Source organism: Enterobacter sp. CP102, from assembly GCF_025152625.1.
GTDB lineage: Bacteria > Pseudomonadota > Gammaproteobacteria > Enterobacterales > Enterobacteriaceae > Enterobacter > Enterobacter soli.
The window spans coordinates 1,717,992-1,743,980 of sequence record NZ_CP104014.1 but is presented as its reverse complement, the minus strand read 5'-3'; the positions used below and the strand labels follow the sequence as shown (position 1 = coordinate 1,743,980).

General features: G+C 51.7%; 20 protein-coding genes, 1 tRNA gene and 1 other RNA gene. 13 read left to right on the top strand and 9 right to left on the bottom strand.

Going from position 1 to position 25,989, the window contains the following annotated elements; all coding sequences use genetic code 11:
* Positions 1-108 precede the first annotated feature (108 nt).
* From N1249_RS08080 to N1249_RS08065, 4 genes are all read left to right on the top strand, one after another.
* Positions 109-969 carry a pirin family protein gene (locus N1249_RS08080; RefSeq protein ID WP_259836561.1) on the top strand — a complete coding sequence of 287 codons (861 nt, stop codon included), beginning with the start codon at positions 109-111 and terminating at the stop codon, positions 967-969.
* A gap of 20 nt (positions 970-989) precedes the next feature.
* Positions 990-1,667, top strand: coding sequence for an isochorismatase family protein (locus N1249_RS08075; RefSeq protein ID WP_014069728.1), 678 nt, complete (start codon positions 990-992; stop codon positions 1,665-1,667).
* 147 nt (positions 1,668-1,814) lie between these two features.
* Positions 1,815-1,902 (top strand) — tRNA-Ser (locus N1249_RS08070).
* Between the two features lie 44 nt (positions 1,903-1,946).
* Positions 1,947-2,083, top strand: a non-coding RNA gene (locus tag N1249_RS08065) — RtT sRNA.
* A gap of 221 nt (positions 2,084-2,304) precedes the next feature.
* Here the strand turns inward: N1249_RS08065 and phoH are convergent.
* The 4 genes from phoH to efeU all read right to left on the bottom strand — a co-directional run bounded on the left by phoH (position 2,305) and on the right by efeU (position 6,886).
* Positions 2,305-3,093 carry a phosphate starvation-inducible protein PhoH gene (gene phoH / locus N1249_RS08060; protein ID WP_259836558.1) on the bottom strand — a complete coding sequence of 263 codons (789 nt, stop codon included), beginning with the start codon at positions 3,091-3,093 and terminating at the stop codon, positions 2,305-2,307.
* Positions 3,094-3,592: 499 nt separating this feature from the next.
* Positions 3,593-4,876 carry an iron uptake transporter deferrochelatase/peroxidase subunit gene (efeB, locus tag N1249_RS08055; protein ID WP_259836556.1) on the bottom strand — a complete coding sequence of 428 codons (1,284 nt, stop codon included), beginning with the start codon at positions 4,874-4,876 and terminating at the stop codon, positions 3,593-3,595.
* A 5-nt stretch (positions 4,877-4,881) separates the two neighbouring features.
* The gene (gene efeO / locus N1249_RS08050) at positions 4,882-6,009 is read right to left on the bottom strand and encodes an iron uptake system protein EfeO (RefSeq protein ID WP_259836555.1); all 1,128 of its coding nucleotides are present in this window, start codon (positions 6,007-6,009) and stop codon (positions 4,882-4,884) included.
* A gap of 43 nt (positions 6,010-6,052) precedes the next feature.
* Complete coding sequence (efeU, locus tag N1249_RS08045) at positions 6,053-6,886, bottom strand: iron uptake transporter permease EfeU (protein WP_259836553.1); 834 nt, start codon at positions 6,884-6,886, stop codon at positions 6,053-6,055.
* Positions 6,887-7,137: 251 nt separating this feature from the next.
* On the opposite strand from efeU, the gene N1249_RS08040 reads away from it, so the two are divergent.
* Positions 7,138-8,322: a NupC/NupG family nucleoside CNT transporter gene (locus N1249_RS08040; RefSeq protein ID WP_166716983.1), complete on the top strand. Its 1,185-nt coding sequence runs from the start codon at positions 7,138-7,140 to the stop codon at positions 8,320-8,322.
* Positions 8,323-8,404: 82 nt separating this feature from the next.
* Here N1249_RS08040 and N1249_RS08035 read toward each other — a convergent pair whose 3' ends face one another.
* Positions 8,405-8,824 (bottom strand): DUF3574 domain-containing protein, encoded by a 420-nt coding sequence (locus N1249_RS08035; protein WP_014069722.1) that lies wholly within the window; start codon positions 8,822-8,824, stop codon positions 8,405-8,407.
* A gap of 115 nt (positions 8,825-8,939) precedes the next feature.
* Positions 8,940-10,448, bottom strand: coding sequence for a sodium/proline symporter PutP (gene putP / locus N1249_RS08030; protein ID WP_014069721.1), 1,509 nt, complete (start codon positions 10,446-10,448; stop codon positions 8,940-8,942).
* A 421-nt stretch (positions 10,449-10,869) separates the two neighbouring features.
* Between putP and putA the strand changes: the two genes are divergently transcribed.
* Both putA and N1249_RS08020 read left to right on the top strand, forming a co-directional pair.
* Entirely contained in the window at positions 10,870-14,832 is a 3,963-nt protein-coding gene (gene putA, locus N1249_RS08025) for a trifunctional transcriptional regulator/proline dehydrogenase/L-glutamate gamma-semialdehyde dehydrogenase (protein ID WP_259836549.1), read from the top strand.
* 101 nt (positions 14,833-14,933) lie between these two features.
* Positions 14,934-15,335, top strand: coding sequence for a lysozyme inhibitor LprI family protein (locus tag N1249_RS08020; protein WP_259838042.1), 402 nt, complete (start codon positions 14,934-14,936; stop codon positions 15,333-15,335).
* 75 nt (positions 15,336-15,410) lie between these two features.
* Here N1249_RS08020 and rutR read toward each other — a convergent pair whose 3' ends face one another.
* Complete coding sequence (gene rutR / locus N1249_RS08015; protein ID WP_259836546.1) at positions 15,411-16,049, bottom strand: HTH-type transcriptional regulator RutR; 639 nt, start codon at positions 16,047-16,049, stop codon at positions 15,411-15,413.
* A gap of 496 nt (positions 16,050-16,545) precedes the next feature.
* Here rutR and N1249_RS08010 point away from each other — a divergent pair, with 496 nt between their 5' ends.
* Positions 16,546-19,614 (top strand): DEAD/DEAH box helicase, encoded by a 3,069-nt coding sequence (locus N1249_RS08010; protein ID WP_259836545.1) that lies wholly within the window; start codon positions 16,546-16,548, stop codon positions 19,612-19,614.
* Between the two features lie 523 nt (positions 19,615-20,137).
* Here the strand turns inward: N1249_RS08010 and N1249_RS08005 are convergent.
* Complete coding sequence (locus N1249_RS08005; RefSeq protein WP_259836543.1) at positions 20,138-20,413, bottom strand: hypothetical protein; 276 nt, start codon at positions 20,411-20,413, stop codon at positions 20,138-20,140.
* Between the two features lie 94 nt (positions 20,414-20,507).
* Positions 20,508-21,653: a hypothetical protein gene (locus N1249_RS08000; protein ID WP_259836542.1), complete on the bottom strand. Its 1,146-nt coding sequence runs from the start codon at positions 21,651-21,653 to the stop codon at positions 20,508-20,510.
* 594 nt (positions 21,654-22,247) lie between these two features.
* Between N1249_RS08000 and N1249_RS07995 the strand changes: the two genes are divergently transcribed.
* From N1249_RS07995 to rutD, 5 genes are all read left to right on the top strand, one after another.
* On the top strand, positions 22,248-22,712 hold the full coding sequence (locus N1249_RS07995) for a type I toxin-antitoxin system SymE family toxin (RefSeq protein ID WP_259836540.1): 465 nt from the start codon (positions 22,248-22,250) through the stop codon (positions 22,710-22,712).
* A gap of 286 nt (positions 22,713-22,998) precedes the next feature.
* Complete coding sequence (rutA, locus tag N1249_RS07990; RefSeq protein ID WP_259838040.1) at positions 22,999-24,090, top strand: pyrimidine utilization protein A; 1,092 nt, start codon at positions 22,999-23,001, stop codon at positions 24,088-24,090.
* Complete coding sequence (gene rutB, locus N1249_RS07985) at positions 24,090-24,782, top strand: pyrimidine utilization protein B (protein ID WP_259836538.1); 693 nt, start codon at positions 24,090-24,092, stop codon at positions 24,780-24,782. The genes rutA and rutB overlap by 1 nt, the downstream gene beginning before the upstream one ends.
* A gap of 11 nt (positions 24,783-24,793) precedes the next feature.
* The gene (rutC, locus tag N1249_RS07980) at positions 24,794-25,180 is read left to right on the top strand and encodes a pyrimidine utilization protein C (protein ID WP_014069711.1); all 387 of its coding nucleotides are present in this window, start codon (positions 24,794-24,796) and stop codon (positions 25,178-25,180) included.
* Between the two features lie 7 nt (positions 25,181-25,187).
* Entirely contained in the window at positions 25,188-25,988 is an 801-nt protein-coding gene (gene rutD, locus N1249_RS07975) for a pyrimidine utilization protein D (RefSeq protein WP_259836535.1), read from the top strand.
* Position 25,989: the final 1 nt, after the last annotated feature.

Genomic DNA, 25,989 nt, shown 5'->3' with positions numbered 1-25,989 from the left:
AACCTCATCGTTCCATTTAAGGAACAGTGAATGTCATTTTCACTGTCTACCGGGATATTAAACCTGAATATAAGCTAATAAACATCAACAGAACATCAGGAGATAGCCATGAAAAATGTTACAGGCGTTTATACCGCACCGCGTCAGCACTGGGTTGGTGATGGGTTTCCGGTTCGTTCAATGTTTTCTTATCAAACTCACGGCGAGCCGCTCAGCCCATTCCTGCTGCTGGATTACGCAGGCCCATATACCTTCCCGGCGGATGGTGCAAAACGCGGCGTGGGTGAACACCCCCATCGCGGGTTTGAAACCGTCACTATCGTCTATTCCGGCGAAGTAGAGCACCGCGATTCAACCGGTAAAGGCGGCGTGATTGGCCCCGGCGATGTGCAGTGGATGACTGCCGGCTCCGGCATTCTGCATGAAGAGTTCCACTCCCGTGGGTTTGCGCAGAAAGGTGGTGAACTCAAGATGATGCAGTTGTGGGTCAACCTGCCCGCTAAAGACAAGATGGCGACACCGGGGTATCAGAGCATCACCCGTGACACGATCCCGGTGGTGGCGTTACCTGATAACGGCGGCGACCTGCGGGTTATCGCCGGGCGATACGGTGACGTGACTGGCCCGGCACATACTTTCTCACCGCTGAACGTATGGGACATTACGTTGCGTCAGGGGAGCCATCTTACGCTCAATCTGCCCGAGGGCTGGAGCACCGCACTGGTTGTACTTGAAGGCAACGTAACGGTAAACGGCACTGCGCAGGCGGGCGAAGCTCAGCTTGTGGTCCTGAGCCAGCAAGGAGAAAAAGTGCATCTGGAAGCCAGCCGTGATGCCAAAGTGCTGCTGATGGCCGGGGAACCGCTGAAAGAGCCGATTGTGGGCTATGGCCCGTTTGTGATGAACAGTAAAACCGAAATCGCTGAAGCCATTAGCGATTTTAACTCAGGCCGCTTCGGCCAGATCTGATCGTAATAAAGGAGAAGAAAATGTCTACACCTGCGAATTTTAATGGAGCACGCCCGGTCATTGATGTGAACGATGCGGTCATGTTGCTCATTGATCATCAGAGCGGGCTATTCCAGACCGTTGGGGATATGCCGATGCCGGAACTGCGTGCCCGTGCGGCAGCGCTGGCCAAAATCGCGACCCTGGCGAAGATCCCGGTGATCACTACCGCGTCCGTACCGCAAGGTCCGAACGGCCCGCTGATCCCGGAGATCCATGCCAACGCACCTCATGCACAATATGTGGCGCGTAAAGGTGAGATCAACGCCTGGGACAACCCGGAGTTTGTCGCTGCCGTGAAGGCGACCGGGCGCAAGACCCTGATCATTGCAGGCACCATCACCAGCGTCTGCATGGCGTTTCCGTCAATCAGCGCGGTGGCCGACGGCTATAAAGTGTTTGCGGTGATTGATGCGTCAGGCACCTACAGCAAAATGGCCCAGGAGATAACTCTGGCCCGTGTGGTGCAGGCGGGTGTTGTGCCAATGGACACGGCGGCTGTCGCGTCTGAAATTCAGCGCACATGGAACCGTGAAGATGCTGCCGAGTGGGCTGAGGTGTACACGCACATCTTCCCTGCTTATCAGCTGCTGATCGAAAGTTACAGCAAAGCGCAGGACGTGGTGAAGCACAGCGAAGTGCTCGATTCGCAGCGGTAATGACACGCTCCACGGCATAAACACCGTGGAGCTGATTATTGCTTAACCGAACAAGCACTAAAGCAGAAAATCTGCTTGACCGTTTTAGCGCAACTCCCTATAGTAGCGCCCCGTTGCCCCCCAAGCGGTCCGGCAGCAATACAATATGGTGAGGTGTCCGAGTGGCTGAAGGAGCACGCCTGGAAAGTGTGTATACGGCAACGTATCGGGGGTTCGAATCCCCCCCTCACCGCCATATTTAAAGAAGAGCTCGCATGAAAATTCGGGCTTTTTTTTTTGCATATTGCACCCCAGGGGGGGATGAGAATCCCCGACCGGGGTTCGACAACTGGCTGCGCCAGTTGGACAGACTGAGAGCGCAGCGAACAGGCTGCCCGAAGGGCGAGCGAAGCGAGTCAATCCCCCCCTCACCGCCATATTCGAGATAAGAGCTCGTACGAAAATACGGGCTTTTTTCTTTTATATTCTCCGAAGGGGGGATGCGAACCTTTAGGACTTCTGCGGTATTTATCTCGGGTGGCGCTACGCTTACCCGACCTACGATATTGCACCGTGCCTGTGGTATTTATGTCAGGTGGCGTGAAGACCGCACAAAAAACAAAGCCCGGTTTCCCGGGCCTTGAACACAACAGCTAACTCAGTAGTACGCTTTCAGCGTGCGCTGGCAAAGTGCCGACCGCACGCAGTCATCTTTGGTAAAGCGAACCACCCCAATCATCTCATCTTCCTCAAAACGTGACATCGCATCGCTCAGGCCTGATTTCACGCCAGATGGCAGATCGCACTGAGTGATATCGCCGTTAACGATAACCGTCACATTTTCCCCGAGGCGCGTTAAAAACATCTTCATTTGCGCAGCGGTCACATTCTGAGCCTCGTCAAGAATCACGACCGCATTTTCAAATGTACGTCCGCGCATATAGGCGAACGGCGCGATTTCCACCTTGCCAATCTCTGGTCGCAGGCAGTACTGCATAAAAGATGCACCCAGTCGCTTCACCAGCACGTCGTAAACGGGCCTGAAGTACGGGGCAAACTTTTCCGAAATGTCTCCGGGCAAGAAGCCGAGATCTTCATCAGCTTGCAGTACCGGACGGGTGACAATAATCCTGTCCACGTCCTTATGGATCAGAGCCTCCGCCGCTTTGGCTGCACTAATCCAGGTTTTCCCGCATCCGGCTTCACCGGTTGCAAAGATGAGCTGTTTACTCTCGATAGCATTCAGGTAGTGCGCCTGAGCTTCATTGCGCGCCACAATTGGAGAAGTATCACGGCTGTCCCGCGCCATGCCAATTGCTTCAACGCCACTCATCTGCACAAGCGAGGTGACCGATTCTTCTTCACGCTGTTTATGGCTACGTGAATCCCGTCTCAGCACACGTTTTGCTTCGCGACGAGCTTTGATCACTGCTTTTTGTCTTCCCATGGATAGCACCTTGAGTTGTTGGTATTCATCACACGCGCCAGTTTCGGCACGATTATGCGCACGAACATCAGAGGGTTGGCTTCCTTGTAAGCCATTGCTTGCTTTATCGGATGACGATACAGAACGGCTACGCGCACCATTTTGCACGTCGGTCGAAGGAGATTCTGGAGAAGATGAGGAGAATTTAGTGGTGAGGAAATCGCTGCCGGAGTCTGAGCCTCCGCGCCGGGTGCTGCGGTTGTTATGTTTACCATGTCCAGTACAGGACGCAACCATTCGCGATCTCCATAGTGATACAGCATCACTGCCGGGAACTACCGCTGTCTTATATTAAGTACATCAAGGTTTATCATAAATGCAACATTTATTTTACTTTGATGCAACTTTAAGACTGTCCCTACAGGTGAAATCAGTCTCATACAGGAATATTACAGAAATATAACAGGAGGATAGTCATATGAAAAAATAATGTCCCCGCGAACTATCGCAGGGACAATTATCAGGCTTCGAGGAGCCCTTGTGCAAGATACGCGTGTTGATCGCGTGGCCCAGGCAGGGCAAAGAAATAGCCGCCGCCGACAGGCTTAATGTACTCTTCCAGCGCTTCGCCGTTTAACCGCTTCTGCACGGTCAGGAAGCCCTTTTCCAGGTCATGCTGATAACAGACAAACAGCAGCCCCATATCCAGCTGACCCGAGTTAGTCACCCCCAGTGAATAGCTGTAGCCACGGCGCATCATCAGACTGGACTGCGTCTCTTTGGTGCGCGGGTTCGCCAGACGAATATGGCTGTCCAGCGCGATGGTGTCACCGTTCGGGTCGGCGCTGTAATCCGGCACATCGTGCTCGTTTTTCATGCCCAGCGGTGCACCGCTTTGCTTGTCACGGCCGAAAATGGTCTGCTGCTCTTTGAGCGGTGTGCGATCCCAGAACTCCACGTGGAACTGAATAATACGCACCGCCTGATAGCTGCCGCCAACGGCCCACGCTGGCTCGCCCTGATCGGCCGTCACCCAGACCACGTCTTTCATCAACGCGGCATCGCTGCTGTCCGGGTTGGCAGTCCCATCCTTAAAGCCAAGCAGGTTGACCGGTGTCTCCTTCCCTTTGCTGCGCGCAGCGTGGTCAGAGATAAATCCTTCCCGCTTCCAGCGCACGCTCAGCAGATCCGGCGTGTGCTTGATGATATCGCGCAGGGCGTGGATCACCGTGTCCTGAGTGTTCGCACAAATCTGCAGCAGCAGATCGCCGTGGCACAGCGCCGCATCAAGCGAATCATTCGGGAAGCGCGTCATTTTTTGCAGCGATTTCGGTTTGTGCTTCGTCAGGCCATAGCGTTCATCAAACAACGACTCACCCAGCGACACGGTAATGGTCAGGTTATCCGGGGCGATAAACGGCCCAAGAATACCGGAATCCATCGGCGGAAGACGCGGATTAGGCGTTTGCGGCGCCGGGCCGCCTGCGGTAAGAAACGCGATACGCGTCGTCAGCAGGCGAAACAGACGCTCCAGGTCGGCTTTATCGCTGGCCAGCGAATCAAACGCCACCAGCATCATAGAGGCCTGCTGCGGCGTCAGAATACCCGACTGGTGCGCACCATAGAAAGGCTGCGTTTCCATTCGCGCATCGGGGGAAACCGTGCCGGGAGCACTTTGCGGTTTAGCCGCATGTGCCACCGGGCAGCCGCCTGCCAGGGCAAGCGCGCCACCCAGCGCCCCTACCCCTTTCAGTAAACGACGCCGCGAAGGTTCAGCCACGTCGAATTCGTCTTGCTTGTTCATCGTGCTTAGTCCAGACCCAGTACGCCACGCAGCTGAGACAGATCTTCTGCCAGAGTCGTAATTGGGCCTTTCAGCGCGTTACGGTCAGCATCGGTCAGTTTGTCATAGGTTTCGAAGCCATCTTTGGTGCGATATTTTGCCAGGATGGTGTCGACTTTTTTGAAGTTGGCATCCACTTTCGCCAGCAGCTCGCTGTTCTCTTTCTGCAACTGCGGACGCAGCAGGGAGACAATTTTCTGCGCGCCATCGACGTTAGCCTGGAAGTCCCACAGGTCAGTGTGGCTGTAACGGTCTTCTTCACCGCTGATTTTGCTCGCCGCCACTTCTTCAATCAGGCCTGCCGCGCCGCCCACCACTTTAGATGGCGGGAACGCCAGCTCGCTAATACGTTTTTGCAGCTCCAGCACGTCGGTGTTCAGCTGCTCAGCGTACTTCTCCATCCCTTTGGTGGAGTTATCGCCAAACAGCGCTTTTTCCAGACGGTGGAAACCAGTGAACTTAGGATCGGCGGCTTTCTGCTCGTAGTCATCTTCACGGGCATCGATGCTGCCATCCAGGTCTGAGAACAGTTCAGCAATAGGTTCAATGCGCTCGTAGTGCTGACGGGTTGGCGCATACAGGGATTTCGCTTTTTCGAGATCGCCCGCTTTCACTGCATCGGTAAAGGCTTTGGTGCCGGCAACCAGGTCCGCCGTCTCTTTGGTGACATAGGCTTTATAGGCGGTAATCGCATCGCCCAGGCTCAGCAGGGTTTCGCCTTTCGCAGCATCCGCCGTGGCTTCGCCTTTAACAATCAGCTTGCCTTTCGGGTTGGTCAGCAGGCCACAGGTCATATCGTATTCGCCAGGTTGCAGGTTAGCCGTCATTTTCTGGCTAAAGCCCGGGGCGATGTTTTCACGCTCTTCCACCACCATCACGCCTTTGAGAATTTCCCATTCCAGCGCCTTCTGGCTGTGGTTCTGAATAATAAACTGCGTTTTACCGCTGTTCACCGTGACGCTCATCGGCTCACACTGCTTGTCATTTACAGTGATTTTCACCTGCGGGATATCGGCTGCCTGCGCGGAGAATGCAGAAGCGAACAGCGCGGCAATGCCTGCGCGTAACGCACTACGACGGAACTGAATTGCCATGACTCTTCCCTTTTAAAAGTATGTTGTAACTACACCAACCCCATTACGGCGCGATATGCGACGTCTGGGTGCGGTCACGCGGCGGTAGCGCGAACAGCACCAGCGCCGGAACCAGATAGATAAAGTACATCGCCACTTCGCTGACGCTCGGCGTCTCCTGATACCCGAAGATCCCTTCGAGCAGGGTTCCGGTCAGGGAGTGCGTAGAGAGCACATTGCTCAGGTCAAACGCGACATCCTGGAAGTGGTTCCACAGCCCCGCTTCGTGGAACGCACGGATCGCGCCCGCAGCCAGTCCTGCGGCAACCAGCAGAATAAACAGGCTCGTCCACTTGAAGAACACGCCCAGGTTCAGGCGAATACCGCCCCAGTACAACAGGAAACCGAGCACCACCGCCGTTGCCAGCCCCAGCATGGCGCCAAGCGGCGGCCAGATCCCCACATCCTGCTGGAACGCGGCCAGCAGGAAAAAGACCGATTCCAGGCCTTCACGCGCAACGGCGAAAAAGACCATCATGATCAGCGCCCAGCCGTGGTTGTTGCCTTTTTGCAGGGCGTTATCGACCGCCTGCTCCAGCTGAACTTTCACGTTACGGGAGACTTTACGCATCCAGAACACCATCCAGGTCAGGATCACCACCGCAATAACGGCGACGATGCCTTCGAACAGCTCTTGTTCTTTCTGCGGGAATTCACCGGTGGTTTCGTTGATGAGGATCCCAAGCCCAAGGCAGAGCGCCGCGGCAAGGAAAACCCCAATCCACATCACGCCAATCCAGCGCCCGCGCTGGGTTCGTTTGAGGTAACTTGCGATAAGACTCACGATTAAGGCAGCTTCAAGGCCTTCACGTAACATAATGAGAAATGGAACAAACATGCCGACACCTTAATTGTTAATCGCGGTCAACTGATGCAAAGAAAGGTAAATTCTTGTGATAGTGATTATCATTACGTAGATGAGAAACACAAGCGAAATGTGTGGTGTTTTGATGACGAGATGTAAATCGCTCGCCGGTTAATAGTTTCTGTCGTTATCGTTGTGTTTATAACTTATAACGTAAATGCCCATTTACGGTTAAACACAGCTGTGGCTAAATATGCCACTCGAAAACCAACCGAAAATTAACCATGTATAATATTATCCACTTCCTGCTGGCGCTGGTGATTATTCTTGCGCTCGCCTGGCTGGTGAGTTTTGACCGCCGAAAAATTCGTATTCGCTACGTTTTGCAGCTTATTATTATTGAAATTGCCCTGGCATTCTTTTTCCTTCATGCCGAAAGCGGTCTTTTCCTGATTAAATATGTCTCAGGATTCTTTGAATCGCTGCTTAAATTTGCCTCTGAAGGGACGAATTTCGTCTTTGGTGGAATGGGTGAAAAAGGGCTGGCCTTCATTTTCCTTGGCGTTCTTTGCCCGATTATTTTTATTTCCGCACTGATTGGTATTCTCCAGCACTGGCGAATTCTGCCGGTGTTTATTCGGATTATCGGTACGTTGCTGTCGAAAGTGAACGGGATGGGGAAACTGGAATCCTTTAACGCCGTCAGTTCACTGATCCTCGGGCAGTCTGAAAACTTCATTGCTTACAAAGGTATCCTGGGCGACCTCTCCTCCCGCCGTCTGTTTACGATGGCCGCTACCGCGATGTCTACCGTGTCGTTGTCGATTGTCGGCGCGTACATGACCATGCTGGATGCGAAATTTGTCGTCGCGGCGCTCATTCTTAATATGCTGAGCACCTTTATTATTCTCTCCGTCATCAACCCGGCGCGCCCGGAAGCGGAGCCGGATATCAAACTGGAAAAAATGCACGAATCCCAGAGCTTCTTTGAAATGCTGGGTGAGTATATTCTGGCCGGTTTTAAAGTAGCGATGATTATTCTGGCTATGCTGATTGGCTTTATCGCCCTTATTAGCGCGGTCAACGCCCTGTTCTCCAGCGTATTTGGCATGAGCTTCCAGCAGATCCTGGGCTATGTGTTTTATCCCCTGGCGTGGCTGATTGGTATTCCGCTGAGCGATGCCTTAAATGCGGGCAGTATTATGGCCACGAAGCTGGTTGCCAATGAATTTGTGGCGATGATCGAGCTGCAAAAAATTGCGCACCAGATGACCCCACGCGGTCTGGGCATTTTGTCGGTGTTCCTGGTTTCGTTCGCTAACTTTGCGTCTATCGGGATTGTTGCGGGCGCCATTAAGGGCCTGAACGAACAGCAAGGGAACACCGTATCCCGCTTCGGGTTGCGTCTGGTGTACGGCGCGACGCTGGTGAGTTTGCTGTCGGCGAGCTTTGCGGGATTAGTGTTGTAATTTTTGAGCCGTTTGTGCCCGGCGGCGCTTCGCTTGCACGGGCCTACGAAACAACAACGGCGGGTTTTCCCGCCGTTTTTCATTAAAACTGCACGCACACCGGCTGATCGACACGCATCACCGATTCCTGCGCAAAACGTGATTTGTAGATCCCACGTAACGCTTCGATATTCTGCTCACTCGCGGCATCTTTACCGTGGATCAGCATCAGCGCCTTGCTCTGCTCACGCGCCACTTTCCCGTCGTTCCCCAGCCACTGCCCGCGGGCATCAAATACCGTCAGGCCATCGCGAAAGCGCGGGGTTACGTCCTGGTCAACAAACTGCTGCCACTCCTGGCCGGTAATGTCTTTCCCTGCCGGGCGGCTCAGCCCGAAATAGAGCGTGGTTTGCTGCATCTGGTTATCCACTTTGCAGGTGGTGTCAGCGGTGTTGTGTGCCGGTGCGTTACAGCCTGCCAGCATGAAAAGTGCCGCTACCATAAGCCCTGTTTTGATTGTCATACTTCGCTATCCTCATTGTTATAAGCACAGCGATATCAGCGTAAATTGCGGAATTTAGCAAGAAAAAAGCCGGGTGGCGCTTGCGCTTACCCGGCCTGCAGGAGGGAGGTACTAATTATTCTGGCTGTAATTTAGATGGCGGTGCCGTGTGGTAATGCGCATCCGCTTCTGCAAAGCGTTTCTGCATCGCCGCAGACGGTGCTTTACCCAGCAGGCTGAACACCACGATCCCGATGCTGCCGAAGATGAAGCCAGGGATGATTTCGTACAGACCCAGCCACGCGAACTGTTTCCAGACGATAACCGTCACCGCACCAATAATCATGCCTGCCAGCGCGCCGTTACGGGTCATGCGTGACCACATAACCGAGAACAGCACTACCGGGCCAAACGCGGCACCAAAGCCCGCCCACGCATAGCTTACCAGGCCCAGAACGCGGTTGTTCGGGTTGGCCGCCAGCGCGATGGACACCAGCGCCACCACCAGCACCATAAAGCGCCCTACCCACACCAGCTCTTTCTGGCTCGCACCTTTACGCAGGAACGCTTTGTACAGATCTTCCGTAATGGCACTGGAGCACACCAGCAGCTGGCAGCTCAGGGTGGACATCACCGCCGCCAGGATCGCCGACAGCAGAATACCGGCAATCCACGGGTTAAACAGAATTTGCGCCAGCTCGATAAACACGCGCTCGGCGTTCTGATTCACCGCCCCCGCCTGCGCCGGGTTATTGCTGAAGTACGCGATACCGAAGAAGCCTACCGCACACGCCCCTGCCAGGCAGAGGATCATCCAGGTCATACTGATACGACGCGCATGAACAATGGTGTGGTGAGAGTCAGCGGCCATAAAGCGCGCCAGAATATGCGGCTGACCGAAGTAGCCCAGGCCCCAACCCATCAGCGATACAATCGCGACAAAGTTCAGCCCTTTCAGCATATCGACGTTTTCGATGCTCTTCTGTTTGATCACTTCCAGCGAATCGCCAAAGCCGCCAACGGTGAAAATCACAATCACTGGCGTCAGGATAAGCGCGAAGATCATCAGGCTTGCCTGCACGGTGTCAGTCCAGCTTACCGCCAGGAAACCGCCCACGAAGGTATACAGGATCGTCGCCGCCGCACCGGCCCACAGCGCCGTTTCATAGCTCATGCCGAAGGTGCTTTCGAACAGGCGCGCACCGGCCACAATGCCGGACGCACAATAGATGGTGAAGAACACCAGGATAACCAGGGCCGAGATAATGCGCAGCACGCGGCTGTTATCTTCAAAGCGCCCGGTGAAGTAATCCGGCAGGGTCAGGGCATTGTTGTTCGCTTCGGTGTGCACACGCAGGCGGCCTGCGACCAGCTTCCAGTTAACCCATGCGCCCACGGTCAGGCCAATTGCGATCCAGCTTTCTGAAATGCCGGAGATGAAAATCGCGCCCGGTAAGCCCATCAGCAGCCAGCCGCTCATGTCCGATGCGCCCGCAGAGAGTGCGGTAACCATTGGCCCTAAACTGCGCCCGCCCAGAATATAGTCGTCAAAGTTCTTTGTTGATCGCCAGGCCAAAAAACCTATCAGGATCATGCCAAAAATATAGATAAGAAATGTCACCAGCATCGGTGTGCTAATTGCCATTTAAAGACTCCAATAATTTGATCGACAACCTTCCCGGCTGCCTTTTATTCCATCACCGGAACGGGGTGATGATGATGTGTATTTCTGTTGGCCGCGCGTATCCTGCCGGAAGCAGTGCTCGCACACAAACGATTTAACACTGCATTTACATCAAATTCATCCCTGGTTTTATACGTCTTTCGTATAGGTTGCACTCACTCACGCTTTTACGGGTTGCACCTTTAAAAAGTGTTAAGTGCCGCATAAAAACAGGCTTTAGCACCATAAGCCAGCTATTTTTCCAGCTAACCGTCCGTTAACAATCCATTCATTTTCCAGCTTGCAAACCGTGTCACATTTAACACGGTTGCACAAAGTTGCAACATGGTGGATATTTCACGCTATCAACAGAACACGACCAAAGAACAACAGGAGTTTTGGCATGGGCATGACCACCATGGGGGTTAAGCTGGATGACGCAACCCGCGAACGGATTAAAACCGCAGCGACCCGCATTGACCGCACACCGCACTGGTTAATTAAGCAGGCAATTTTTAATTATCTGGAAAGGCTGGAAAGCGAAGACGGGTTGCCAGAGCTGCCTGCCCTGCTGAGCGGTGCGGCAAATGAAAGCGAAGAAGCGGCTACCGCCGCAGAAGAGAATCACCAGCCGTTCCTCGAATTCGCCGAGCAGATCCTGCCGCAGTCCGTGAGTCGCGCCGCGATCACCGGGGCTTACCGCCGCGCTGAAACCGATGCCGTCCCTATGCTGCTGGAGCAGGCCCGCCTGCCGGAGCCCATCGCCACCCAGGCGCACAAGCTGGCGTATCAGCTTGCTGAAAAGCTGCGTAACCAGAAAACCGCCTCCGGCCGCGCCGGCATGGTCCAGAGCCTGCTCCAGGAGTTTTCCCTCTCCTCACAGGAAGGCGTGGCGCTGATGTGCCTGGCGGAAGCGCTGCTGCGTATTCCTGACAAAGCCACCCGCGATGCGCTGATCCGCGACAAAATCAGCAACGGTAACTGGCAGTCACACATTGGCCGCAGCCCGTCGCTGTTCGTTAACGCCGCCACCTGGGGCCTGCTGTTTACCGGCAAGCTGGTGTCTACCCATAACGAAGCCAACCTCTCTCTGTCCCTGAACCGCATCATCGGCAAGAGCGGCGAACCGCTGATCCGCAAAGGTGTGGACATGGCGATGCGCCTGATGGGCGAACAGTTCGTGACCGGGGAAACCATTGCCGAAGCGCTGGCCAATGCCCGCAAGCTGGAAGACAAAGGTTTCCGCTACTCTTACGACATGCTGGGTGAAGCGGCCCTGACCGCCGCCGATGCGCAGGCGTATATGGTGTCTTACCAGCAGGCGATCCACGCTATCGGTAAAGCCTCTAACGGCCGTGGAATTTACGAAGGCCCGGGCATCTCGATTAAGCTGTCTGCCCTGCACCCGCGTTACAGCCGTGCCCAGTACGACCGCGTGATGGACGAACTCTACCCGCGCCTGAAGTCCCTGACCCTGCTGGCGCGTCAGTATGATATCGGGATTAACATCGACGCCGAAGAAGCCGACCGCCTGGAGATCTCCCTCGATCTGCTGGAAAAACTGTGCTTCGAACCAGAGCTGGCTGGCTGGAACGGCATTGGCTTTGTAATTCAGGCCTATCAGAAACGCTGCCCGTTCGTTATTGATTACCTGATTGACCTCGCAACCCGCAGCCGTCGTCGCCTGATGATCCGTCTGGTGAAAGGCGCGTACTGGGACAGCGAAATCAAACGCGCACAGATGGACGGCCTGGAAGGGTATCCGGTCTATACCCGTAAGGTGTACACCGACGTGTCTTACCTCGCCTGCGCCAAAAAACTGCTTGGCGTGCCGAACCTGATTTACCCGCAGTTCGCCACCCACAACGCCCACACGCTGGCGGCTATCTACAGCCTGGCCGGGCAGAACTACTATCCGGGCCAGTACGAGTTCCAGTGCCTGCACGGCATGGGTGAACCGCTGTACGAGCAGGTCACCGGTAAAGTGGCGGATGGCAAACTGAACCGTCCGTGCCGTATTTATGCCCCGGTGGGCACCCACGAAACCCTGCTGGCGTACCTGGTGCGTCGTCTGCTGGAAAACGGCGCGAATACCTCGTTCGTTAACCGTATTGCCGACACCACGCTGCCGCTGGATGAGCTGGTTGCCGATCCGGTGCTGGCGGTTGAGAAAATGGCCGCTCAGGAAGGTCAGCTGGGTCTGCCGCATCCGAAAATTGCCCTGCCGCGCGAGCTGTATGGCCAGGGCCGCGTGAACTCGTCTGGCCTGGATCTGGCGAACGAACACCGTCTGGCGTCACTCTCTTCTGCCCTGCTCAACAGCGCGCTGCATAAATGGCAGGCCAAACCTATTCTCGAGCAGCCGGTGGCTGATGGCGAAATGCAGCCGGTGGTTAACCCGGCAGAGCCGAAAGATGTGGTCGGTTACGTGCGTGAAGCCAGCGAGCAGGAAGTGTCCCAGGCTATCGACAGCGCCGTGAATAACGCGCCAATCTGGTTCGCCACTCCGCCGCAGGAGCGTGCCGCCATCCTCGAACGTGCCGCCGTGCTGATGGAAGATCAGATGCAGCAGCTTATCGGTATTCTGGTGCGTGAAGCAGGTAAAACCTTCAGCAACGCCATTGCCGAAGTGCGTGAAGCGGTGGACTTCCTGCATTATTACGCCGGCCAGGTTCGCGATGATTTCGACAACGAAACGCACCGCCCGCTTGGCCCTGTGGTGTGTATCAGCCCGTGGAACTTCCCGCTGGCGATCTTCACCGGCCAGATTGCGGCCGCGCTTGCCGCCGGTAACAGCGTGCTGGCTAAACCGGCGGAACAGACCCCACTGATTGCAGCCCAGGGGATCAACATCCTGCTCGAAGCCGGTGTTCCGGCGGGCGTGGTGCAGTTGCTGCCTGGCCGTGGTGAAACGGTGGGCGCACAACTGACCTCCGATAACCGCGTGCGCGGCGTGATGTTCACCGGCTCGACCGAAGTGGCGACGCTGCTGCAACGCAACATCGCCACGCGCCTTGATGCACAGGGTCGCCCGACGCCGCTGGTTGCGGAAACCGGCGGGATGAACGCCATGATTGTTGACTCCTCCGCCCTGACCGAGCAGGTGGTGGTTGACGTGCTGGCCTCTGCTTTCGACAGTGCAGGCCAGCGTTGCTCCGCGCTGCGCGTGCTGTGTCTGCAGGATGACGTGGCAGACCACACGCTGAAAATGCTGCGTGGCGCCATGGCGGAATGCCGCATGGGTAACCCGGGTCGCCTGACCACGGATATTGGCCCGGTGATTGATGAAGAAGCCAAAGGCAACATCGAAAACCACATTCAGACGATGCGCGCCAAAGGCCGCCCGGTGTTCCAGGCCGTGCGTGAAAACAGCGAAGACGCGCGCGAGTGGCAGACCGGCACCTTCGTTCCGCCAACACTGATTGAACTGGCAAGCTTCGATGAACTGAAAAAAGAGGTCTTTGGCCCGGTGCTGCACGTGGTGCGTTACAACCGTAACAACCTGGATCAGCTCATCGAGCAGATCAACGCCTCCGGCTATGGTCTGACGCTTGGCGTGCATACCCGTATCGACGAAACCATTGCCCAGGTGACCGGCAGCGCCAAAGTCGGCAACCTGTACGTGAACCGCAACATGGTAGGTGCCGTGGTCGGCGTGCAGCCGTTCGGCGGCGAAGGGTTATCCGGTACCGGTCCGAAAGCCGGTGGCCCGCTGTACCTGTATCGCCTGCTGGCTAACCGCCCCGAAAATGCGCTGGGCGTGACGCTGGCACGTCAGGATGCGGAACGCCCTGTGGATGCACAGCTGAAAGCCGTGCTGACCCAGCCGCTGGAAGCCCTGATTACCTGGGCGGAAAAACGTCCTGAACTGCGTGCTATTGCTCAGCAGTACGGCGAGCTGGCGCAGGCGGGTACGCAGCGTCTGCTGCCGGGGCCAACCGGCGAGCGCAACACCTGGACGCTGATGCCGCGTGAGCGTGTGCTGTGCGTGGCGGATAACGAGCAGGATGCACTGGTACAGCTGGCAGCCGCAGCGGCAACGGGTTGTGAAGTGCTGTGGCCGGAAGATGGGCTGCACCGTGACCTGGCGAAACAGTTGCCGAAAGCAGTATCTGCGCGTATCCACTTTGCCAAAGCCGATGAACTGCTCAGCCAGGACTTCGAAGCGGTTATCTACCACGGTGATTCCGACCAGCTGCGCGAACTGTGCGAGCAGGTGGCATCGCGTCGTGGGCCGATTGTGTCGGTGCAGGGCTTTGCCCGTGGCGAAACCAACCTGCTGCTGGAGCGCCTGTACGTTGAGCGTTCACTCAGCGTCAACACCGCGGCCGCAGGCGGTAACGCCAGCCTGATGACCATCGGTTAATCGTGTAAAATCCCCCGGAGGCGCTAAGCTTACCGGGGCGACATCTGTCACCACAGGCCGGATAAGCGCAGCGCATCCGGCTTTTTTACAGGGAGCAAATGATGAAACGATTACTGATTGCCGCAGGCGCGTTACTGCTGAGCACCAGCGCACTGGCGGATGAGTGCGGCAACGCCAGCACGCAGCTTGAGCTGAACACCTGCACGGGATCGCAATACCAGGCGGCAGACAAGAAGCTCAACCAGACTTACCAGGCCGCCATGAAACGGGCGGCAGCGCCACAGCGCGATCTGTTAAAGAAGGCACAGCTGGCGTGGATCGCCCTGCGTGATGCGGATTGTGCTTTTGTCGGGTCGGGTACTGAGGGCGGCAGCGTGCAGCCCATGATCATCAACCAGTGTATGACGGAGAAAACCGTCGAGCGCGAAGCGTATCTGGCGTCGATGATGCAGTGTGAAGAAGGCGATTTGAGCTGCCCTCTTCCCCCGGCCCTCTCCCAATAGGGGTTAGGGATCCCCACAAAAATACGAGCACGGACAACTCCCTCTCCCCTTGGGAGAGGGCTGGGGTGAGGGGAACTAGCGGACGCGGATCCCTTCGATAATCATCCGCTGCACGTTTTCCAGCGTGTCCTGGAAGAAGGTTTCATCCTGAAGTGTTTTGCCGGTCACCGCTTCGACCTGGGCCGAAAAGTCAGCATAGTGCTGAGTGGAGGCCCAAATCATAAAGATCAGATGATGTGGCTCTACCGGTGCCAGCTTGCCGCTGGCGACCCATCCGGCAATGATCGCCGATTTATCGTCCACCAGCTGTTTTAAATCCCCGGTCAGCTCAGTTTTCAGCAACGGCGCGCCCTGCAACATCTCAAGGCAGAACAGGCGTGACGCCTGCGGGTAGTCGCGGGATACCTCAAGCTTGAGGCGGATGTACTCTTTAATCGCCACCAGCGGGGTGATCTCTTCGCGAAACGCCTTGAGCGGCGCCAGCCAGATATCGAGGATCTGTTGCAGCACCGCAACGTAGAGCACCTCTTTTGACGGGTAGTAATACAGCAGATTGGTTTTTGACACCCCTGCCCGCTCTGCCACCTGCTCCAGCCGCGTGCCGTGGATGCCAAACTGCGAAAACGTATCCAGCGCCGCGCCCAGAATGGCCTGCTTTTTCGCACTCACCGCCTGCGAACGTTTACCTGGTGTTTTCACTGCACCTTGTGTCATCTGCGCTCTCCTTATTGGTTTGCCATAGCATAGCAAATGCGGGGGGGTGTCTCGACATTTTGGGGGATGGGGGTTGTGCTAATGCAAAGAAGGGAGGCGCGTAGTGTAGAGGGATGGTTGTTTGGGGAAGCGGGAGTGAAACGTTGTTATAAGCGGATTCTATATCTTTCTAGGCGGGCCGCTTCGTGCAGAAGCGGGCTTTGCTTAATTTTCCTGAATTAAACATAAGGGAGCAGGTCATAGTGAATCGCCACAGGTTTAACACTTCACGCTAAGACGCTTATAGCATGGCTATAACAATGTTAATACTCAGAAGAATGACACTTTACAGAAGGGTTCAGATATTGTTTTGGAAAGAATACTTAGAAAGTGATATAAAAATTGATATAAGAGATTTCACAACAGAAAACGTGACGCATATCAAATATTTATCGCAGTATTTTATTAAGAGTGATTTAACGGACTTACACATATCCAAAAGCTATGGAGAAAGTAAATGAACGTAGAAGTTCCAGCATCAATAGTCTCTATGTTACGAGATTGTCAAAACGAAAGTATTAATACCATATCAAATTATTTAGATGAACCATCAGAAGGTGCTTGCCTTATTAGTTTACCTACTGGCTCAGGTAAGAGTGGGGTTATATGCTGTGTTGCTCATTATAGTAAAATTGATAAAATCTTAATCGTAAGCCATAGACGTGCTGTATGTAATCAATTATACAGACAACTAAGAGGAGGTTTTTTTGAGAAAATCTTGCAAGATAAATACGAACCATCATTGGTAAAAAAGGATGTTATCAATGGTATTTCATTAGATGTTATTAATGGTATCTATTGCACCACATTCCAAAAGCTTACAAGTTTACAAGAAGAAGATTTAAATAGACTAAAGAGCTCTTTTCAATTAATACTTATAGACGAAGGCCATGCTGAACCATCACCACAATGGGGATCTGTTATACGGAAATTTGAATCAAAAAAAGTAATTATAACTGCGACTCCTTATAGGAATGATCTATTTAGTTTTGATATAGATGTAAATCACGCCTTTATATATACTTATAAAAAGGCCATAAATGATAAAGTTATAGTTAAACCAACATTTGAGGAGATTACTTCTGAACAATTGACACATAAAATACTAAACTTTAGAGAAAAAAATCCAGATGCTGTTTGCATTGTAAAATGCCGAAATTTCGATGATATTTGTAGATATTATTCTTTTCTTAAAGATACATTTAAAACACTCGCAATTCACGATCGGTTCAAAGATGAACCTCTAGATGATAACTTACACTATGTCCCAGCTAAAATTGATGAACTTGATTATGAAGTTTACATCCATCAACGTAAGCTTGACGAGGGAATAGATCTCCCGCAGGCAAAGATACTAATCCTTACCTATTCTGTTGGCAGCGGCAAAGAGTTAGTTCAAACAATTGGTCGAGTTGTGAGGGTATTTCGTGATTATAACCCAATTGTATTTGAGTTAGGAAACAGTAAGAACATTAGGCTTTGGGATAACTATATTGAGTTCGATAGCTATATATCAGAGAAATCTTCTGCTGAAAAATTCTTAAATACATTAAATACTGCCTCTTTGCTAGAAAGTTATTTGGATGCTTTTCCTGAACATAGTTACTTTGAATCCTCGTATAAAAAGAAATTCAATTTCTCTGAGTTCGAACCTGCAAGATCCTTAGTTATCCCTTCAGCATCGGTATGCTTTATAAACAAACTACCTAACTTTGATTTAGCTGATTTTATAGATAAGATTTATTGGGAGTTTACTAGAGAGGGAGCTTTATCAAAATATGACAAAGAAACTGGAGTGATAACTTCTGTTTGTTTTAACAACTCTAAGTTTTTAATTGACAGGTTGTTTTTTGAACCTTCTTTAGAAATTGTAATAGTAAAAGACCTTGGAACGTTAGTTGCTATATTTGATAGCAGTGGTCGTCGATTTAATCATAGGACTGACCTCAATCTAGGTAGAGCAGTAAATTCCGATACTCTCTATAAGGTTTTTGCTCAAACAGAAAAATCCAGAACTACGCAAGCAACCTCTCGTGCAATATTAGGAAGTTCATCAAAAGCTGAAGGGATTGCCTACATTGGTGAGAACCTAGAAAGTACAAATCATCCACAATCTAATTCAAGTTATGCTGTTACGACGGCGAAGGGTTCTAATTTGAACATAGATGATAAAATTGCATCTTCATATTATTTAGGCATAGGTTCTGGAAGGATCAGTGATCAAAAATTTAGAAATTTTGACTACGATGGTTTTTGTGCATGGATTGATGATATTAAATATACATTCGATAGTAATAATAAACTGAATAGTGATTTTTTGAATTCTTTCTCTCAACCTATTGATGAGGCTCCAGATGAGGAACCTATATCATGTGTCATTGACTTTAGTTCCATATCTGGCGTCCTTGAGTTGGAGCACTCTAATTGTAGAGTTGTTATTCAGAACACATTTTTATTTAAAATGTATAACAGAGGCATTTCTTTCTTTAAACTTCAAGATATCAATTTGAGAATAATTAAAAAAATCCCTTCGCCATTTACATTTAGATTATCTGATTATAGACAGTATATTGCATCAAGCTTAAATAATAAAATATCCTTTAATTTTAAAAATGATGAATTTGAAGTTAAAACCAATGGGGTTAGCGTATATTTAAACGGCGCTATTGTATCATCAGAAAACATCTTTAACGCCAATACAGTTAAATTATTATTTAACAAAGGAGTGACCTTTTTGAATGGAATATTTTACAAGTTTCAACTACCTTCAGAAAATGGGGGAATAAGTCAAGCTGTGCTTGATAGGATTTATCCATTAAAATGTCTGTCTAACCCTTCATTAAGTGAAAAAGATCTTCCGCATTTAACACCAACCGCATTCGGAGTGAATTCAATATTTAGTCTGATTGATAATCTATCAAATGTGAGAAATTATAACCCGACAATCTCTGAGCTTGGGGATTTTTATGAACATATTCCTGATGTCGATATGATCTTATGTACGGACATGGATACTGAACCTGCTGATTTTGTAATTTCCTCGAAAAGTAAATTAATATATGTTCATGTGAAATGCGGTAAAACTACAAATCCAGAATCCTCTGCTGGGGCTATCACGGAAGTTGGAAGTCAAGCATTAAAGAATATACATTTCTTGATATCTCAAAACTCAGCCCTTGAATATGCAAACCTTTCAAGATTAAAAAAATGCTGGCCAAGTGATAATGGAAATGACAACAGGGTAAAGCTTAATAGCCGCATTCGCTTATATAATAAAAAATTTGATGATAACCATTCATTAGAGGATGTTCTCGACTTAATTAAACAGCGTCGCTCCATGATATCAATTCGAAAAGAAATATGGATTGTTATTGGTAATGCTTTTTCGAAGAAACATTTCGAACGCCAATTTTCTGGGGTTGGGAAAATATCTCCCGAATCACTGCAAGCATATCAACTTATTGATACATGGCTTTTGCAGGCATCAAGTTATGATATCGATGTAAAATTTTTTGTTTCGGATTAAATGGATGTCGAAGTAACCGCTTTTAAAAACAGATCTATTAAAGGAAACTCAGCCCGGATTGTGCAGACCCTTCAACTGCCAACCGGACTGAGTGATGACGAGCATAATACCAACTCCACGAACTTACCGATACTTGATGCGAAAAGGTATGAATAAAACACACGATAAAAATTATACCCACAGACTGACTGCCGTGCTCAGGCTATATCAACCTGTACGTGTCAGTGATGCAAAAGTGTGTTGAGGTGAACTAATGTCAAAAAATGGAATCATTTTACTCTTTATTCATCTGTTCTTACTGTTAAGTTCAATGTTAAGTCACCTGTACAGCAGATATTTTTCAGACAAACTACTGACCTACGCTGATCACCATAGACACATCTTTACAGAATCCTTGACCAATCGATGTAGAAGCCGTTTTCTCTGTAATTAAAGAATCCATCACTTGTGATTCGAGAAGCACTTACAGGCCCGTTTTTGAAGTTTCGGACGTAAAAAAAGGACTTATTGCCCACTTTTTAAATCACTCGTCAAAGTAAACCCTTTGCCCAAAAATAAACCTGAACTTTTTTCCGGTCTGGTCAGTGTAGATTGTGGGTTGCTGCACACAGCCCTCTTCTGACATTTGCGAGGAGTTTTCAATTTGATTCTCTAACTCCTTCGTGGTCACACTGTCTGGTTCCCCGTAACGGGGACGTTTTAATGCCTCATGAAAGGTTCCATCATTTCCAGCAGAACGCCCCGCTTTTACATTGGCCTGTTGCCGTTGCCACTTTACGTAATCATCGTAATCACTCATTACTCGCCCTCATTCGGATGATTAACTTCCAAATCTCGATGGCAGTGACAGCCCACCATATGACAGAATAAACAAATTTATTAACGAAGAGATGTTAATCTTTGCTCACTTGGGAACTATACATCATCATCCTGAGCTTCAACAAAGTAGTACTGGCATTATCCTCCATGTTGAAACAATATTTATCATTCGAATATTTATTTAAGCTTTTGATATAATATTTCGCCATTAGATCAGCGCTTTCAGAGTGTAACCATCTAAAAATCTTTGGAATTTCATAATTCATAGCCCCACCCGGAAGACGTGAAACCATTACCCCTTTAGTAGTGGTCAAATCAACCAGATTCATATTTTGTAAATTTTTTCGTATCTCAGCGACTATGGGGTACAATTTATCCCTGAAAGCCTTGGCCTCATCAATAAGATGAGCCTCCGTCACCTCCCCCGTAAACAAATGAGTTATATCATGCAACTCCATTCTGTAATAATCGTTATTCTGTCTTGCCTCGACTTCATCATGTAGAACCCGTAATTCATCATGAATATTTTCAGTGGTCGGGATAATTATTTTACTGAGTTTTTTATAGTGGTGCTTTCGAATTCCAAGAAGTACATTTTTCAACACAGCAATGTAGGAATAACGCTCATTTAGATACTTTAACACCTCATCAATTTTGATACCAAATATAAAATCATCACTACCTGGTCGATTGCTGTAAATGCTAACTGTAAAATCCTTCATGTTGAAAGGGTGAGGATGCGGCCAACTTGCAAATAAACCTTCCCCATTATCATTTCGTAAGTTAGTTGGGTGAGCACCAAAAATCGACCTTATCTCTCCAAAATATCCATCATCATCTTTATTGGACAGATACTCCACCTTGTTAGTGAAAATATTTGCAGAGCCTTTGAAAGGCCATTTTTGTAATTTTTTGCCCTCATCCATTATAATGCGATGTAATTGCGTCACAGCTTCTACAACAATGTCTATAGATGAAACCAGAGAATAAAATTGCATCGCCTTAACATCAATGTCATCAGAAAAGGCGGGGAAATGTATAATGTATCTTATAGATACACTAATCCAATCCATGCAAGAGCACATTGGACTAAACTGATTTTTCCCGTCTTTGTTTACAAAATAGTGATATGCAAACTCCCCTTCATTCACAACATTTCTGAAATCTTCAATCAGAGAGTAATCCAATTGTTTACCGAATTTTATAATTGTTTCTTCCATGCTCAACCTTTATTGTTAGGGTAATCAGATTCATCTACTTCAGGCCAACCAAGAGCGCCGCAGTCAATTACAGACAGGTCCTTTAGTTGGTTTACCATGTAGATGCTCGGTGTAAAATCTGGGAGTCCAAGTAATTCATCAAAAACCGCACTGACGCTATGCCAACGAGGCTAAACCTTAAACCTCTGACGAGTACCTTAATCCGACACTATGCTACCCTATGCGTATAGCTTTTTTTGGAATTTACCATGAAATTGTATAACGATTCTAAATCTTGAAGAAAGAATTGTATGTATCCTAGCAAAGTAGAAGATTCTCTTTCAGAGATATCCAGGCAAGCGGACTGGTTTACCTTCAAGGAGAACTTCCGCTTATCGCTCCCGCTCCCACCTTTCCTCGAGCAGCCTCGCATTTTCACCATTTCCCCGACATTTTTACCCCTGTGTTTTTATCCATAGGGGTATAATCGACGTACTGAAACCGCCACCACAAACAGTGAGTTTTATAGAGAAAAGTAGATAACCAAGATCGCGATATAAAGGTGTTCCACCACCCTTATACCGCTAACCACAAACAACTAATCAGGAGTTGAATATGGCTGCGAAGAATTTTATGCCAGAGCGGGCTGTTGCCCAAACGGAAAATGCAGTATTTGAAAATGGTGAAGAAATTCGCGAGCAGGTACGCAAAAAGAACCCGCGGGACTTGCACGGGGAGCCGACCCATTCAGGGCGAGTTCATGCGCGGGATGAAGCGGGTGCATCATGCGCTGAGCTGTATACACGCATGGAGCATAACTATCTGCCGCTGTCCGGTGACTGGTTGTCCCGCGCCGGGTTTGCGTATGGCCGCGCGGTTAAAATCCGCGTGATGCCGGATTGCATTGTGATCACCCCGCAGAATACCCGCGAGCTGTGGGGCTGTTTAGAAGGGTTGAGCGCAGTGCATACCAATAAACAGAAGGTGAAAGCGTGGCTGTCGACGTTCCCGGGGGCACTGAATGATACGGGCGATCTGCCGGAGCCCAGACGCATGAACGGTGCTGTGAAGCCACAATAAACGCTAACCTGCGATCCCGGCCCGCACCGGGATCGTGCTGCATTCCCCTCCTCGCCCCTGCACCGCCATCGCGCACCGTTGCCTGTTTTGTGTGCATTTCTTTTGACCATTTAGTCCACTTTATTTGCACTCATTTTGCCAACCTCGCATTAACACCTTAATAACAAAGCCATTTTAAAAACTGGCATCCCCTTTGCAAAACCCTTTTCACGAGGCTGAACAGGATATGCAGGATGCAACGCCACGTCTGACTTTCACCCCACACTGTGATGAAGAGAGGTTCGTGATGAAAATTGGCGTATTCGTACCTATCGGTAACAACGGCTGGCTGATCTCGACCACCGCCCCGCAGTACAAGCCGACCTTCGAGCTGAATAAGGCTATCGTGCAAAAAGCGGAGCACTACCATTTCGATTTTGCGCTCTCGATGATCAAGCTGCGTGGTTTTGGCGGTAAGACGGAATTCTGGGATCACAACCTGGAGTCCTTCACCCTGATGGCCGGGCTGGCGGCTGTCACGTCCCGCATCCAGATTTACGCCACCGCCGCCACCCTCACCCTGCCTCCGGCGATTGTGGCGCGGATGGCCTCCACCATCGATTCCATCTCCGGTGGCCGCTTTGGGGTCAACCTGGTTACCGGCTGGCAAAAACCGGAATATGACCAGATGGGTATCTGGCCGGGCGACGAATATTTCTCGCGCCGCTATGAGTACCTCACCGAGTACGTGCAGGTACTGCGCGACCTGTGGGGCACCGGTAAAAGCGATTTTAAAGGCGACTACTTCACCATGAACGACTGTCGCGTCAGCCCGCAGCCGTCCGTGCCGATGAAAGTGATCTGCGCCGGGCAGAGCGATGCAGGGATGGAGTTCTCCGCGAAATACGCCGATTTCAACTTCTGCTTTGGCAAAGGAGTGAACACTCCGGCGGCCTTCGCCCCCACGGCGGCACGCATGAAAGAAGCCGCCGACAAAACCGGGCGCGATGTCGGCTCCTACGTGCTGTTTATGGTGATAGCCGATGAAACCGACGACGCCGCGCGCGCCAAATGGGAACTGTATAAAGCCGGGGCCGACGACGAGGCACTGAGCTGGCTCACCGAACAGAGCCAGAAAGATACCCGCTCCGGCTCAGATACCAACGTCCGCCAGATGGCTGACCCGACCTCCGCCGTGAACATCAACATGGGCACGCTGGTTGGCTCGTATGCCAATGTCGCCCGAATGCTGGATGAAGTGGCCGCAGTACCAGGCGCTGAAGGCGTCCTGCTCACCTTTGACGATTTCCTGGCGGGCGTTGAAACCTTCGGCGAACGTATTCAGCCGCTGATGCAGTGCCGCGCCCATATTCCCGCTATCACAAAGGAGGTTGCGTAATGACCACGCTTGACGCTCGCCCGGAAGCCATCACCTTCGACGCCCAGCGCAGCGCGCTGATTGTGGTGGATATGCAAAACGCCTACGCAAGCCAGGGCGGTTATCTGGATCTGGCCGGTTTTGATGTCTCCGCCACCAAACCGGTGATTGAGAACATCAAAACCGCCGTGGCTGCCGCACGCGCGGCGGGCATGTTGATTATCTGGTTCCAGAACGGCTGGGATGACCAGTACGTAGAAGCCGGCGGCCCCGGCTCGCCCAACTTCCACAAGTCCAACGCCCTGAAAACCATGCGCAAACAGCCAGAATTACAGGGCAAGCTGCTGGCGAAAGGCAGCTGGGATTACCAGCTGGTCGATGAACTGGTTCCTGCGGCGGGCGATATCGTACTGCCCAAACCGCGCTACAGCGGCTTTTTCAACACCCCGCTCGACAGCCTGCTGCGCAGCCGGGGCATCCGCCATCTGGTCTTTACCGGCATCGCCACTAACGTCTGCGTGGAGTCCACGTTGCGCGATGGCTTTTTCCTCGAATATTTCGGCGTGGTGCTGGAAGACGCCACCCACCAGGCCGGGCCGGAGTTCGCCCAGAAAGCGGCCCTGTTTAATATCGAAACCTTTTTTGGCTGGGTGAGTAACGTCGCCGATTTCTGCGATGCCCTTAATCCGCCGTCATTAGCCCGTATCGCCTGAGGAGCACCACAATGCCAAAATCCGTGATTATTCCACCGGGCACCAGCACCCCTATCGCCCCGTTTGTGCCCGGCACGCTTGCCGATGGCGTGGTGTATGTCTCCGGCACGCTGCCGTTTGATAAAGACAACAACGTGGTGTTTATCAACGACCCAAAGGCGCAAACGCGTCACGTGCTGGAAACGATCAAAGGTGTGATCGAAACCGCGGGTGGCACGATGGAGGACGTGACCTTCAACAGCATCTTTATCACCGACTGGAAAAACTACGCCGCGATTAACGAAATCTACGCTGAGTTCTTCCCGGGCGATAAACCGGCGCGGTTCTGCATCCAGTGCGGGCTGGTGAAGCCCGACGCGCTGGTTGAAATCGCCACTGTCGCGCACATTGCGAAGTGAGGTTGCCATGAAACTCTCTGTATCACCGCCCCCGTACGACGGCGCGCCCGCCGTGGTACTGATAGCCGGGCTGGGCGGCGGGGGCAGCTACTGGCTGCCGCAGCTTGCGCGGCTGGAACAGGAGTACCAGGTGGTGTGCTACGACCAGCGGGGCACGGGCAATAACCCGGACACCCTGCCGGAAGGGTACAGCATGGCCGAGATGGCGCAGGAGCTTGCGCAGGCGCTGGCCAGCGCGGGGATCTCCCGTTACTGCGTGGTGGGCCACGCGCTGGGGGCGCTGATTGGCCTGCAACTGGCGCTGGATAACCCCGATGCCGTCACCGCGCTGGTGTGCGTCAACGGCTGGCTGTCGCTCAATGCCCATACCCGTCGCTGTTTTCAGATCCGCGAACGTCTGCTTCACGCCGGGGGCGCGCAGGCGTGGGTAGAAGCGCAGCCGCTGTTTCTCTATCCGGCAGACTGGATGGCCGCCCGCGCACCGCGCATGGAAGCCGAAGAGTCTCTGGCGCTGGCCCATTTTCAGGGCAAACACAACCTGCTGCGCCGCTTAACCGCGCTCAAACAGGCCAACTTTAGCCGCCACGCAGCGCGCATTCGCTGCCCGGTGCACATCATCTGTTCGGCGGACGATCTGCTGGTCCCCTCGGTCTGTTCATCCGAACTGCAGGCAGCACTTCCCGGTAGCCAGAAGGTGGTGATGCGCCAGGGCGGGCACGCCTGCAACGTGACCGAACCCGACACCTTTAACACCCTGTTGCTGAACGGGCTTGCCAGCCTGTTGCACAGCCCTGAACCCGCTTTGTAAG

Excerpts from the sequence above, each read along its gene's own strand:
- N1249_RS08080 (WP_259836561.1), top strand. The coding sequence starts at position 109 with ATGAAAAATGTTACAGGCGTTTATACCGCACCGCGTCAGCACTGGGTT.
- N1249_RS08075 (WP_014069728.1), top strand. The coding sequence starts at position 990 with ATGTCTACACCTGCGAATTTTAATGGAGCACGCCCGGTCATTGATGTG.
- phoH (WP_259836558.1), bottom strand. The coding sequence starts at position 3,093 with ATGGGAAGACAAAAAGCAGTGATCAAAGCTCGTCGCGAAGCAAAACGT.
- efeB (WP_259836556.1), bottom strand. The coding sequence starts at position 4,876 with ATGAACAAGCAAGACGAATTCGACGTGGCTGAACCTTCGCGGCGTCGT.
- efeO (WP_259836555.1), bottom strand. The coding sequence starts at position 6,009 with ATGGCAATTCAGTTCCGTCGTAGTGCGTTACGCGCAGGCATTGCCGCG.
- efeU (WP_259836553.1), bottom strand. The coding sequence starts at position 6,886 with ATGTTTGTTCCATTTCTCATTATGTTACGTGAAGGCCTTGAAGCTGCC.
- N1249_RS08040 (WP_166716983.1), top strand. The coding sequence starts at position 7,138 with ATGTATAATATTATCCACTTCCTGCTGGCGCTGGTGATTATTCTTGCG.
- N1249_RS08035 (WP_014069722.1), bottom strand. The coding sequence starts at position 8,824 with ATGACAATCAAAACAGGGCTTATGGTAGCGGCACTTTTCATGCTGGCA.
- putP (WP_014069721.1), bottom strand. The coding sequence starts at position 10,448 with ATGGCAATTAGCACACCGATGCTGGTGACATTTCTTATCTATATTTTT.
- putA (WP_259836549.1), top strand. The coding sequence starts at position 10,870 with ATGGGCATGACCACCATGGGGGTTAAGCTGGATGACGCAACCCGCGAA.
- N1249_RS08020 (WP_259838042.1), top strand. The coding sequence starts at position 14,934 with ATGAAACGATTACTGATTGCCGCAGGCGCGTTACTGCTGAGCACCAGC.
- rutR (WP_259836546.1), bottom strand. The coding sequence starts at position 16,049 with ATGACACAAGGTGCAGTGAAAACACCAGGTAAACGTTCGCAGGCGGTG.
- N1249_RS08010 (WP_259836545.1), top strand. The coding sequence starts at position 16,546 with ATGAACGTAGAAGTTCCAGCATCAATAGTCTCTATGTTACGAGATTGT.
- N1249_RS08005 (WP_259836543.1), bottom strand. The coding sequence starts at position 20,413 with ATGAGTGATTACGATGATTACGTAAAGTGGCAACGGCAACAGGCCAAT.
- N1249_RS08000 (WP_259836542.1), bottom strand. The coding sequence starts at position 21,653 with ATGGAAGAAACAATTATAAAATTCGGTAAACAATTGGATTACTCTCTG.
- N1249_RS07995 (WP_259836540.1), top strand. The coding sequence starts at position 22,248 with ATGGCTGCGAAGAATTTTATGCCAGAGCGGGCTGTTGCCCAAACGGAA.
- rutA (WP_259838040.1), top strand. The coding sequence starts at position 22,999 with ATGAAAATTGGCGTATTCGTACCTATCGGTAACAACGGCTGGCTGATC.
- rutB (WP_259836538.1), top strand. The coding sequence starts at position 24,090 with ATGACCACGCTTGACGCTCGCCCGGAAGCCATCACCTTCGACGCCCAG.
- rutC (WP_014069711.1), top strand. The coding sequence starts at position 24,794 with ATGCCAAAATCCGTGATTATTCCACCGGGCACCAGCACCCCTATCGCC.
- rutD (WP_259836535.1), top strand. The coding sequence starts at position 25,188 with ATGAAACTCTCTGTATCACCGCCCCCGTACGACGGCGCGCCCGCCGTG.